Annotated in this window: 10 protein-coding genes; 3 read left to right on the forward strand and 7 right to left on the reverse strand. The window is 72.3% G+C overall.

What is annotated here, in order from left to right; all coding sequences use genetic code 11:
• The first annotated feature begins 23 nt into the window (after positions 1-23).
• On the forward strand, positions 24-2,453 hold the full coding sequence (locus tag CJZ98_RS10485; RefSeq protein WP_094591076.1) for an endonuclease MutS2: 2,430 nt from the start codon (positions 24-26) through the stop codon (positions 2,451-2,453).
• Positions 2,454-2,527: 74 nt separating this feature from the next.
• Here CJZ98_RS10485 and CJZ98_RS10490 read toward each other — a convergent pair whose 3' ends face one another.
• Positions 2,528-3,781, reverse strand: a complete 1,254-nt coding sequence (locus CJZ98_RS10490) for an ABC transporter ATP-binding protein (RefSeq protein WP_094591077.1) — start codon at positions 3,779-3,781, stop codon at positions 2,528-2,530.
• Positions 3,782-3,819: 38 nt separating this feature from the next.
• Between CJZ98_RS10490 and cgtA the strand changes: the two genes are divergently transcribed.
• Positions 3,820-4,809 (forward strand): Obg family GTPase CgtA, encoded by a 990-nt coding sequence (gene cgtA / locus CJZ98_RS10495; RefSeq protein ID WP_094591078.1) that lies wholly within the window; start codon positions 3,820-3,822, stop codon positions 4,807-4,809.
• Positions 4,810-5,005: 196 nt separating this feature from the next.
• Here cgtA and CJZ98_RS10500 read toward each other — a convergent pair whose 3' ends face one another.
• From CJZ98_RS10500 to CJZ98_RS10515, 4 genes are all read right to left on the reverse strand, one after another.
• Entirely contained in the window at positions 5,006-5,224 is a 219-nt protein-coding gene (locus tag CJZ98_RS10500) for a CP12 domain-containing protein (RefSeq protein WP_094591079.1), read from the reverse strand.
• 142 nt (positions 5,225-5,366) lie between these two features.
• The gene (locus CJZ98_RS10505) at positions 5,367-7,370 is read right to left on the reverse strand and encodes an ABC-F family ATP-binding cassette domain-containing protein (protein ID WP_094591080.1); all 2,004 of its coding nucleotides are present in this window, start codon (positions 7,368-7,370) and stop codon (positions 5,367-5,369) included.
• Positions 7,367-8,041, reverse strand: a complete 675-nt coding sequence (locus CJZ98_RS10510; RefSeq protein WP_094591081.1) for a DUF2301 domain-containing membrane protein — start codon at positions 8,039-8,041, stop codon at positions 7,367-7,369. Before CJZ98_RS10510 ends, CJZ98_RS10505 begins: the two co-directional genes overlap by 4 nt.
• Positions 8,038-9,027 carry a glutathione S-transferase C-terminal domain-containing protein gene (locus CJZ98_RS10515; protein WP_094591082.1) on the reverse strand — a complete coding sequence of 330 codons (990 nt, stop codon included), beginning with the start codon at positions 9,025-9,027 and terminating at the stop codon, positions 8,038-8,040. The genes CJZ98_RS10510 and CJZ98_RS10515 overlap by 4 nt, the downstream gene beginning before the upstream one ends.
• Before the next feature lie 58 nt (positions 9,028-9,085).
• On the opposite strand from CJZ98_RS10515, the gene CJZ98_RS10520 reads away from it, so the two are divergent.
• On the forward strand, positions 9,086-10,072 hold the full coding sequence (locus tag CJZ98_RS10520; RefSeq protein WP_232756390.1) for an aspartoacylase: 987 nt from the start codon (positions 9,086-9,088) through the stop codon (positions 10,070-10,072).
• 19 nt (positions 10,073-10,091) lie between these two features.
• Here CJZ98_RS10520 and CJZ98_RS10525 read toward each other — a convergent pair whose 3' ends face one another.
• Together CJZ98_RS10525 and CJZ98_RS10530 are read right to left on the reverse strand one after the other, a co-directional pair.
• Positions 10,092-10,499 carry a hypothetical protein gene (locus CJZ98_RS10525; RefSeq protein ID WP_315855802.1) on the reverse strand — a complete coding sequence of 136 codons (408 nt, stop codon included), beginning with the start codon at positions 10,497-10,499 and terminating at the stop codon, positions 10,092-10,094.
• A 94-nt stretch (positions 10,500-10,593) separates the two neighbouring features.
• Positions 10,594-10,917 (reverse strand): hypothetical protein, encoded by a 324-nt coding sequence (locus CJZ98_RS10530; RefSeq protein WP_094591084.1) that lies wholly within the window; start codon positions 10,915-10,917, stop codon positions 10,594-10,596.
• Positions 10,918-11,327: the final 410 nt, after the last annotated feature.

The raw sequence follows: 11,327 nt of genomic DNA on the forward strand, positions 1-11,327 counted from the left end.
AATCTGGACCGAACCGGCCTGAGGTGATCCAGTCCGAGGCCATTCAGGCCGAGGCGCTGGAGCTGCTGGAGTGGCCGCGGCTGGGGGAGCAGGTGGCGGGGTTTGCGGGCACCACGGCTGGCCGCGCCCTGGCCGCCGGCCTGCCCCTGGCCCCGGATCTGGCGATGAGCTCGCGCCTGCTGGCGGAAACCACCGAACTGCTGGCCCTCGATGGCCTCACGGAGGGCGGCCTCAGCTTCCAGGGGGTGGCCGATCTCAGCCGCACCCTGCCGCTCTGCGCCAAGGGCGGGATCGCCTCCGCCGACGACCTGCTGGCGGTGGCCACCACCCTGGCAGCGGCCCGGCGGCTGCGGCGCCAGATCGATGACCCCCAGCTGCGACCCGTGACCACCGCCCTGGTGGAGCAGCTGCGCACCCTGCCGGAACTGGAGCAGCGCCTGCGCTTCTGTATCGAGGAGGGCGGCCGCGTGGCGGATCGGGCCAGCCCCGCCCTGGCGGAGCTGCGCCGCCAGCTGGCCGCCGCCCGCGCCGATCGCCGCGATCGCCTCAACGGGCTGCTGCGCCGCTTCGCGCCGCTGCTGCAGGACGCGGTGATCGCCGAGCGCAACGGCCGGCCGGTGCTGGCGGTGAAGGCCGGCGCCGCCAGCCAGGTGCCGGGCCTGGTGCACGACAGCTCCGCTTCCGGCAGCACCGTGTTCATCGAACCCCAGGCGGTGCTTCCCCTGGGCAACCGCATCCGCCAGCTCGAGGGCGAGGAGCGGGAGGCCGAGCTGGCGGTGCTGCAGGAGCTCAGCGGCCTGGTGGGCGAGGAGGCCGACACCCTGGAGCAGCTCCAGCGGATCCTCACCGCCCTCGACTACGGCGTGGCCCGGGCCCGCTACGGCGCCTGGCTGGGTGCGGTGCGCCCCGAGCTGGAGGCCGAGCCCACCGCGCCGCTGCTGCTGGAGGAGTTGCGCCATCCGCTGCTGCTCTGGCAGCACAGGCACCAGGGCGGCCAGCCCGTGGTGCCCGTGAGTGTGCGGGTGGGTCCGGAGCTGCGCGTGGTGGCGATCACCGGCCCCAACACCGGCGGCAAGACAGTGACCCTCAAGAGCGTGGGGCTGGCGGCGCTGATGGCCCGCGCCGGCCTGTTCCTGCCCTGCAGCGGCACGCCGCGGCTGCCCTGGTGCTCCCAGGTGCTCGCCGACATCGGCGATGAGCAGTCGCTGCAGCAGAACCTCTCCACCTTCAGCGGCCACATCCGGCGGATCGCGCGGATCCTGGCGGCCCTGCCCCTGGGGGGCGTCGATCCCCGCGGCGCCTCCCTGGTGCTGCTCGACGAGGTGGGGGCCGGCACCGATCCCGCCGAGGGGACGGCCCTGGCCATTGCCCTGCTGCGCCAGCTGGCCGAGCGGGCCCGGCTCACCATCGCCACCACCCACTTCGGTGAGCTCAAGGCCCTCAAGTACGCCGATCCGCGTTTCGAAAACGCCTCGGTGGCCTTCGATGTGGACACCCTCTCGCCCACCTACCACCTGCAGTGGGGCATTCCGGGGCGCAGCAACGCCCTGGCGATCGCCGCGCGGCTGGGGCTCGAGTCGGGCGTGCTGGAGCGGGCCCAGGAGCTGTTGGCCCCCCGGGGTGAAGGGGAGGTGAACCACGTGATCGCCGGCCTGGAGAACCAGCGCCAGCGTCAGCAGGAGGCCGCCGAGGAGGCCGCCGCCCTGCTGGCCCGCACCGAGTTGCTGCACGAGGAGCTGCTGCAGCGCTGGCAGCAGCAGAAGGAGCAGAGCGCCGAGCTGCAGGAGCAGCGCCGTCAGCAGCTGGAGCGCTCGATCCGCGACGGGCAGCAGGAGGTGCGCCGCATCATCCGCCGCCTGCGCCAGGGCCGCGCCGTCGACACCACGGCCCTGGGCGAGACGGCCCGCCGGGCCGGCCAGCGGCTCAAGAGTCTGGAGCAGGAGCATCGGCCTACGCCGGAGCGGCGCGAGCACCGCGGCTGGCGCCCCGCCGTGGGCGATCGGGTGCGGGTTCTCTCGCTCGGCAAGGCCGGCGAGGTGCTGGCCCTCAGCCCCGACGGCCGCGAGCTGAGCGTGCGCTGCGGCGTGATGCGTCTCAACCTGGAGCTCGCCGCCATCGAGGGGCTCAACGGCGAGAAGCCCGCGCCGCCGGAGCCAGCCAAAGCCCAGGTGCAGATCCGCAGCCGCCGCAACCCCGCCAGCCGCGGGCCCCAGGTGCGCACCGAGCGCAACACCGTGGACGTGCGCGGCATGCGTGTGCACGAGGCCGAGGCGGCGGTGGAGGAGCAGCTGCGGGCGGCCAACGGGCCGCTCTGGGTGATCCACGGCATCGGCACCGGCAAGCTCAAGCGCGGCCTGCGCGAGTGGCTGGCCACGGTGCCCTACGTGGAGCGGGTCAGCGATGCCGAGCAGGGCGATGGCGGCCCGGGCTGCAGTGTGATCTGGCCGAAGTGATCCGGGCCCCCTGGGGCGGGGTGGAACTGTCCGCAGCGTGAGGTCCGCGGCGTTTCGCCGGCAGACTTCTGCTCTCAGGAGGCCGGCAGCTCCGGCAGCACCGGCTCAGGGGCGCTGGGGCCGAGGGGCTCCGCGGGCCGCGGCAGGGCCTCCCCGGCCCCATCGAACAGCCGCCAGCCGGCTGGATCCACCTCCAGATGCACGGTCTGTCCCACGGCGACGGCCTGCTCCGGTGTGGCCCGCAGCTGCACCAGATGATCGCCCTCCAGCAGGCGGCAGGTGAGCAGCTGCTCATTGCCCAGGGCCTCGCGGTGGCTCACTTCGGCGGGCAGGTTGCGGTTGGTGGCCGGGGCCAGCTTCAGGTGCTCGGCCCGCAGACCGCCGCTGAGCTGCTCGCTGCCGCCGCCGCTCTGCCACTGCAGCAGGGCGTCGGCCGTGGGGCCCTCCGGCAGGAAGCGCTTGCTGCCCAGCTGAAGCTGGCCGCCGCCCACGCTCAGCACCGGCAGCAGATTCATCGGCGGGCTGCCGATGAACTGGGCCACGAACAGGTTCGAGGGCCACTGGTAGAGCTCGATCGGGGTGCCGAGCTGCTGCAGCCGGCCCCGGTTGAGCACGGCGATGCGGTGGCCCATGGTCATCGCCTCCACCTGGTCGTGGGTCACGTAGACCGTGGTGGTGCCGAGGCGGCGCTGCAGCTCCACGATCTGGGCGCGGGTGCCGGTGCGCAGCTTGGCGTCGAGGTTGCTGAGCGGTTCATCCATCAGAAACACCGCCGGCTGGCGGGCGATGGCCCGGCCCAGAGCCACCCGCTGCTTCTGGCCGCCGGAGAGCTCCTTGGGCAGGCGATCCAGCAGGGCGCCCAGCTCCAGGGTGTCCGCCACCGCGCGGATGCGCTGCTCGATCCGCTCCTCCCGCGCCGAGGGGAAGCGCAGGGCTCGCGGCAGGCGCCGGGTCGCCCGGTGCAGCCCGTCGCCCAGCTGCTGCAGCGGCGTGCGGGACCGCTGGCGCCGCAGCCCGAAGCCGATGTTGTCGGCCACGCTCAGGTGCGGGTAGAGCGCGTAGCTCTGGAACACCATGGCCACGTCCCGCTCGGCCGGCCGCAGCCCAGTGACGCAGCGATCGCCCACGAACACCTCGCCGGAGCTGGGGCTCTCCAGGCCCGCCAGCAGCCGCAGCAGCGTGCTCTTGCCGCAGCCCGAGGGGCCCACCAGCACCAGGAACTCGCCATCGGCGATGCTGAGATCCAGCTGACGCAGCACCTCCACAGGTGCGCTTCCCCGCCGCGGCGGATAGGTCTTGCTGACCTGCTGGAAGCGAACCTCTGCCACATCAGGCCTTCAGACGGGCAGATCCTAGGGTTGGCCAAATGCAGTTCATCGATCAAGCCCGCATCGGCGTGCGCGCCGGCCGCGGCGGCGACGGCATCGTGGCCTTCCGCCGTGAGAAGTACGTGCCTGCGGGCGGGCCCTCCGGCGGGGATGGCGGCCGCGGCGGCGACGTGTGGCTCGAGGCCGACCCCAACCTCCAGACCCTGCTCGACTTCAAGTACAAGCGCCTGTTCGAGGCCCAGGAGGGCAAGCGCGGCGGGCCCAACCGCAGCAGCGGCGCCAGCGGCAACCACCTCACGATCAAGGTGCCCTGCGGCACGGAGGTGCGCGACCGCCGCACCAACATCCTGCTGGGGGATCTCACCGAGAAGGGCCAGCGGCTGCTGGTGGCGGCGGGCGGCCGCGGCGGCCTCGGCAACGCCCACTACCTGAGCAACCGCAACCGGGCGCCGGAGAAGTTCACCGAGGGCCGCGACGGCGAGGAGTGGCACCTGCAGCTGGAGCTCAAGCTGCTGGCCGAAGTGGGCATCATCGGCCTGCCCAACGCCGGCAAGAGCACCCTGATCTCCGTGCTCTCGGCGGCGCGGCCCAAGATCGCCGACTACCCCTTCACCACCCTGGTGCCGAACCTGGGGGTGGTACGCCGCCCCACCGGCGATGGCACCGTCTTCGCCGACATCCCTGGCCTGATCGCCGGCGCCGCCCAGGGGGCGGGCCTGGGCCACGACTTCCTGCGCCACATCCAGCGCACACGCCTGCTGATCCACCTGGTGGATGCCAGCGCGGAGGATGTGGTGCGGGACCTGGCGGTGGTGGAGCAGGAGCTCACCGCCTATGGCCACGGCCTCGATGAGCGGCCCCGGATTGTGGCGCTCAACAAGATCGAGCTGCTGCTGGAGGAGGAGCTGGCGGAGAAGCTGCAGCAGGCCAGCGACCACTGCGGCCGGCCGGTGCTGGCGATCTCAGCCGCCACCTCCAAGGGATTGGATCAGCTCCTGGCCGCCACGTGGAAGGAGCTGGGGATCTGAGCCGGGCCGCAGCGGCATTGCCGCTGCGAGTCGGTCAGTCGCTGCAAAAGGACCAGTGGCTGCAAATGGATCAGTCGCCGCGAATCGATCCGCTGCCTGGTCTGGGGAAGCCGGTGGAGCGATGGCCTACCCAGCATGGGCGGGCCTCCGCTCCACCGGTACAACGGTTCAGATCCCGTTGCTCAGGCCGCGTTGCTCAGTCGTCGTAGACGCGGCACTCGGGGGCTTCGGGGTTGAGGTCGCAGTAAACCTCGAGGGAGTTGGGATCCCGCTGCTCATCGGGGTGGTGGGCCTTGTACTCCTCGAGGCTCTTGAGCTCCTCTTCCAGGTGGCGGACCTTGGCCTCGTCGCCAGCCGCCCTGGCTGCTTCGATCTCAGACTGGTCCTTGGCGATGTGCTCGTCGATGCTGTTCATGAATCAGACCTGAGCTGCCAGGCCGTTCGACATCGCCCACACCATACGGGTCGTGGGTGTCGCCTGGCGCCGAATGTGGCCGGCTTCTGATGCCGCCCGGCCCCTGCTCTGGCCCCCTGCCGCGGGCCGTCCTCTGGCGGTCTCAGCCCGCCAGCTCGCTCAGCTCCAGCCAGCGCTCCTCGCCCCGCTCGATCCGCAGCAGCAGCTCCGAGAGCTCGTGGGTGAGGGCTTCGAGGGCCGCATAGTCGCTGCCGCCGCAGCCCAGCTGTGCCTCCAGCTCGCCCCGCCGCTCCTCCCAGGTCGGCAGATTGCTCTCCAGATCCGCCAGCTCGCGGCTCTCCTTGAAGCTCCGGCGCCGCACCTTGGTGGGGCCGGCGGCAACGGCCATGGTCTCGCTGCCAGGGGACAGGGCGCTGCTGCTGTGGCCTGCTGAGGCACCTGGCGTCTTGCTGGTGCCCGCAGGGGCCGTGGCTGGGCTCGATGGCTCCTCCTGGCGCTCCAGGTAGGCGCTGTAGTTGCCCTCGAAGCGGTGCAGCTCGCCGTTCTCGAAGCTGAACAGCCGGTCCACGGTGCGATCGAGGAAGTAACGGTCGTGGGACACCACCACCACGCAGCCGCGGAAGTCCTCGAGGAAGTCCTCGAGCACTGTGAGGGTGTGCACGTCGAGGTCGTTGGTGGGCTCATCGAGCAGCAGCACGTTGGGCGCCTCGATCAGCAGCCGGCACAGGTGCAGCCGCCGCCGCTCGCCCCCCGAGAGCTTGCTCACGGGCTGGTGCTGCTGGGCCGGCGGGAACAGGAACCGCTCCAGCAGCTGGCTGGCGCTGAGCTGGCTGCCGTCCAGCTCCACACTGCTCGCGGCCTCCTTCACCACGTCGATCACCTTTTTTTCGAGGGCCTTGCCGCTGCCCAGCACCGCCTCGGAGTGCTGGTCGAAGTAGGCCAGCTTCACCGTGGCCCCCAGCTCCAGCCGGCCGCCGTGGGCCTGGCGCCTCCCGGCGATCAGATCCAGCAGGGTGGACTTGCCCGAGCCGTTGGGGCCGATGATCCCCACCCGATCCTCGGGGCTGAAGTCGTAACTGAAGTGGCGCAGCAGCGGCGGGGCACCGGCGGCCCTCGCCTCGTCCGTGGCCCACACCTCCAGGTTCTCGGTCTCGATCGCCCGCTTGCCCAGGCGCCGCTGGTTGCTGGCCAGGCTGATCTGCCCCTTGAGCTGGCGCCGGGGGGCCTCCTGCATCGCCTCGATCCGCTGGATGCGGGCCTTCTGCTTGGTGCTGCGGGCCTTGGGGCCGCGCTTGAGCCACTCCAGCTCGCGGCGCAGGGCCCCCTTGAACTTGGCCTCCGTGGCGGCGGCGGCGGCCTCCTCCTCGGCCTTGCGGGCCAGGTAGTAGGCGTAGTTGCCGCTGTAGCTGCGGGCCTCGCCCCGGTCCACCTCCACGATGCGGCGGGTCACCTGGTCGAGCACATAGCGATCGTGGGTGATCAGCACCAAGGCGCCGCTGAAGCGCTCCAGGTAGCCCTGCAGCCACTGGATGCAGTCGGCATCGAGGTGGTTGGTGGGCTCATCCAGCAGCAGCACATCGGGATCGGCCACCAGGGCCGCCGCCAGGGCCAGGCGCTTGCGGTAGCCGCCCGAGAGGTCGCCCACCCGGCGCTGGGTGTCGGCGATGCCGAGTTGATCGAGCACCTCGCGGATCTGCTGCTCCAGGCCCCAGGCCTGGCTCTGGTCCATGCGGGCGTTGAGGCTGCCCAGCTCCGCCAGCAGGGCCGTGTCGTCGATGACTTGCTCGGAGTCCGCGCCTGCGCCCTCGGCATGGGCGTGGGCCAGGGCGTCGCTCACCTCGGTGTAGCGGCGCAGCAGCTCCATCTTCTCCCCGCTTTCGGCGAACACCTGCTCCAGCACGGTGCGCTCGGGGTCCAGCTCCGGCTCCTGGCTGACCAGCACGATGCGGGCCTGGGGCAGCACCCGCCGCGCCCCGCCTCCCGGCGGCTCCAGTCCCGCCAGCAACCGCATCAGGGTCGACTTGCCGGCGCCGTTGGGGCCGATCAGCCCCAGCCGCTCCTTCTCGCCCACGTGCAGGGTGAGGTCCTCGAACAGGGTGCGGATGCCGAAGTCCTTGCGGACCCCCACCAGGCTGATCAGACTCACGCGTTGGAGGGCTGCCGTTGCGCCTCCAGATAAGCAAACACGCTCTTGTCGCCCACATCGGCGGCCGCCGGCATCGGGAACTTGCGCAGCGTGAGCACCAGCAGCAGGGCGGCCTCCAGCGCCAGCAGGGTGCCGGTGGCGCTGGCATCGAGCAGGCCGGTGAGGTGCCCCAGCAGGGCAACCGGCAGCAGCAGGGTCACGCCGATGGCCTCGGCCCGGCGGAAACAGAAGAATTCCTTGAAGCCAATCCCCGCCAGGGCGGCGAAGAAGGGGCCCACCGCCCAGATCCAGCGGCCATCGCTGGCCAGGGTGCTGGCCATGGCGCCGGTGCCGGCCGCCACCGCCAGGGCCACGAAGCCCGCGCTGCCCAGCAGCCAGAACAGCTGCAGGGCCCGGTGCAGCGGCCGCAGGTAGATGTGGATCCAGCGCAGGGCCAGGCCTAGGCCCGCCGCCATCGGCAGCAGCCAGGGCCAGAGCCAGGCCGTGCCGAACCAGTGCCACTGGGTCAGCAGCGCCGCCTGGGCAATGGCGACGGTGAACAGGGCCAGTCGGTAGCCCAGAACCTCGCGCCGGTCGGTGGCCGTGATCGTGAAGGGGCCGTAGACCCCCTCGAACACCGGATCAGGGCTGGACTCGGGGCCTGGGGAGGCGGTGGCGCTGGCACTGGTCATGGCGGGGAGGGGGCCTGGGGACCGCCGACGGGAAGGGCTCCCACCAGTGTGGCCAGCTCCGGGCCGGCTGGAACGATGCCAGAGGGATGCAGGGGAAACAGGGCGCCGAAGTAGTCGGCGCGCCAGGCCTCCGGGAAGCAGCTGGCCGCCACGCCGGGCAGGCCGTAGAAGCGCCGACGCCAGGCCCAGAGGGAAGGGAACTGCCACAGCGGTTTCCGGCTGACGCCAAACAGGGGCGCGTAGACCAGCTCCAGCCGGATCAGGGTGGGGAACAGCTGCACATCGGCCAGGCTGGGGGCCTCGCCGCAGAGCCAGGGCCCGGCCCCCGGGGCCCCCAGGGCCGCCTCCGCTTGCTCCAGGGCCGCGAACAGCGCGGCCTCGGCCCGGTCGTAGGCGGCCTGGCTGCGGGCGAACCCGCAGCGGTACACCCCGTCGTTGACCGCCTCCTGAAAGCTGGAGCGCCAGCGCCCGATGGCCGGCCTGAGCGCCTCCGGCTCCAGATCCGGTGCGCCATCGGAAGCGGGCCAGTGATTCAGCAGCTCGATCAGCCGCGCGCTCTCCCCCAGGACGATCCGTCCGCTGCCCCGGCTGAACAGCACCGGCACCGTGGCCCGCTGGCGCGGATCGGCCCCGGCGCGGCGGTAGAGCTCCGCCAGGGTTGAGGCCCCCTCGAAGGGCTCGGCGAAGCGCCAGCGGCCCGCCCGGGGATCGGGCTCGGCCACCAGCAGCCGGATGCTGTTGTGCAGCCCCCGCAGGGCCCAGGTGAGCCAGGCCCGGTGGGCCCAGGGGCAGCTGCGGCCCACGATCAGCACGTGGCCATCCGGGCTGGCGGCATCGGCGGGCAGGGCCGGCACGGCCGCGAAGGGGCTGGCCGGTCGGCAGTAGTTCCCCTCCGCATCGGCCGGCCCCAGGCCGCCCATCAGCTGACGCCACTGCCAGCGCCAGCCGGCCCGCGCGGCGGCCACCACCAGAGGGGGGATCGACATGGGCGCAGGCCGCGGCAACTCCTGCCAGGCTGGCCCAGCTGTGGCGGCGGGGCGAGCAATGGGGGGGCGGAGTGCTGGGCCGGCGGCGCGGGTGCTGGTGGTGGCGGCCACCCATGGCAACGAGCGCAACGCCGCCTGGCTGCTGGAGCAGTGGAGCCGCCGTCCCGAGCTGCTGGCCAGCGCCGGCCTGCCCCTGGAGCTGGTGATCGGCAACCCGCCGGCCTATGCCCAGAACCGCCGCTACCTCGACCGCGATCTCAACCGCAGCTTCGAGCCGTCCCTGCTCGCCGATCCGACGCGCCAGGAGCGGGAGATCCAGCGGGCCCGCGAGCTGCTGGTGGCCCATGGTCCCCAGGGGCAGGCCCCCTGCGCGGTGGCCATTGACCTGCACAGCACCACCAGCGCCATGGGCAACTCCCTGGTGGTGTACGGGCGGCGGCCGGCGGATCTGGCCCTGGCCGCCGGTATCCAGGCCCGGCTCGGCCTGCCGGTGTATCTGCACGAGGCCGATGCCGCCCAGACGGGGTTTCTGGTGGAGCGCTGGCCCGCCGGCCTGGTGATCGAGGTGGGGCCCGTGCCCCAGGGGCTGATCACGGCCCGTATCGCCCGCCAGAGCCAGCTGGCCCTGGAGGCCGCCTGCGCCACCCTGGCCGCCGCCCGCGACCGGTGCCTGCAGCTGCCCGCGGGCCTGACGCTGCACGTGCACCACGGCAGCCTCGACCTGCCCCGAGACGCGGCAGCAGGGCCGGGCGGGCACGGCCAGCGGCCGAGTTCCACCCTCCACCCCTTGCGCCAGGGTCGGGACTGGTGGCCCCTGGCCCCCGGCGATCCCCTGTTCTGGAGCCTGGACGGCGGCGTCCAGCTGTTTGACCCCGCGGCCGCGGCCGCGGTGGAGGCCCGGCCCGCTCCCGGAGCCCGCTGGCCCGTGTTCATCAACGAGGCCGCCTACGGCGAGAAGGGCATCGCCCTGAGCCTCACCCACCGGGAGCGGCTGGTCTGTGACCCCGGCTGGGGGGAGGCCCTCACGGCGCTGATGGCGGCCTGAGGGCCGGGCGGTTCCCCGCTCAGCGCGGTTTGCCGTTGTAGATCACGCGCAGCACCGATCGGCCGTCGCGGCTCACCTGCAGTTCGGTCTCGGTGGTGGCGGGCAGGCCCAGCTGCTGCCAGCCCGGGGCGCCGCCCAGGAAGCGGAACAGGTAGCCCTCGGCGTCGCGCTGGAGCAGGCACTCGCCACCGGCGATGTCGGTGGCGAACATGCAGGCGGCGGGCCGGTACTTCGTCAGGCCGCCGTTGAGATTGATGGCGGCGTTGCGGGCGGTGTTCAGGGCGCGCACGCCGGAGAAGGGTTCCACGCCCTGGGTCTGGATCTGGGTCTGGGCCAGGGCCGGAGCGCCGGCCAGACCCAGGGCCGTCAGCGCGGGCAGGCTGGCCAGCAGGCCCAGGCGGGCGGGAGACAGGTGGTGAGCGATCACGGCGGTGCCGGCGCGGGCCGGTGGGTGACGCTGCCGTTCTAGGCCTGGACCCCAGGGCCGCGGTAGCGGCCCTGGGACGCCGGCCGGATCGGGCTCAGCCGCAGGCCCAGGTGGCCTGCTCCTTGGTGCACTCCAGGTCAGAGGAGCTGCCATCGGCCCAGTAGATGCGCAGCCGGTCGGAGTCCGTGCCGCTGCGGAAGGTGAGCGACTTGACCACGCCCGCCGGCGGCTTGCCGGCCCGGTCGGCCGTGTCGTTGGCGTGGGGTTGGGACTGGCGCTGTTCCAGCTGCTGCACCCGCAGTTCCAGCCGATCCAGGCGCTGGCGCTCGGCGCCAGGGTTCCAGTCGCAGCCCCCCAGGCCAAGGGCCAGCACGGCCAGGGAAATCAGGGCCCCGGAGGGGAGTGCGCGCAGCCGCATCGGCCAGCACCAGCGAATGGATGGCGCTGAACTCCTAGCAGTGCCACCGGTGGGGCGCCAGCTTCAGGCCAGCCGCTCGCTCCAGTAGACAACCGCTCCCTCACGCTCCAGCTGTTCGCGCTGGGCCCGGGCCTCCTGGAGGGGGACGGTGATCTCGCCACGCTGCCCGTCCCTGTCCCACCGGATCAAGACCAAAGCACATCTCCGCACGATTCCAAGGAAAACCTTAAGCCCCTTGGTCGACTGCTGCTGGGCGGGTCCCCGGCGACCCGGGCGCCCGTCTCAGGACTTCACGGTCAGGCGACGCTGCTCAATCCCTCTTCACAGAACGCGCAATCTTCCGTTACAGTGCAGCAGGCGGTCGGCCCCGGGCTTCCGAGCCGGTTTCCCGCCCTACTTACCGCTCCTGG

The organism is Vulcanococcus limneticus LL, assembly GCF_002252705.1.
Taxonomy (GTDB): Bacteria; Cyanobacteriota; Cyanobacteriia; order PCC-6307; family Cyanobiaceae; genus Vulcanococcus; species Vulcanococcus limneticus.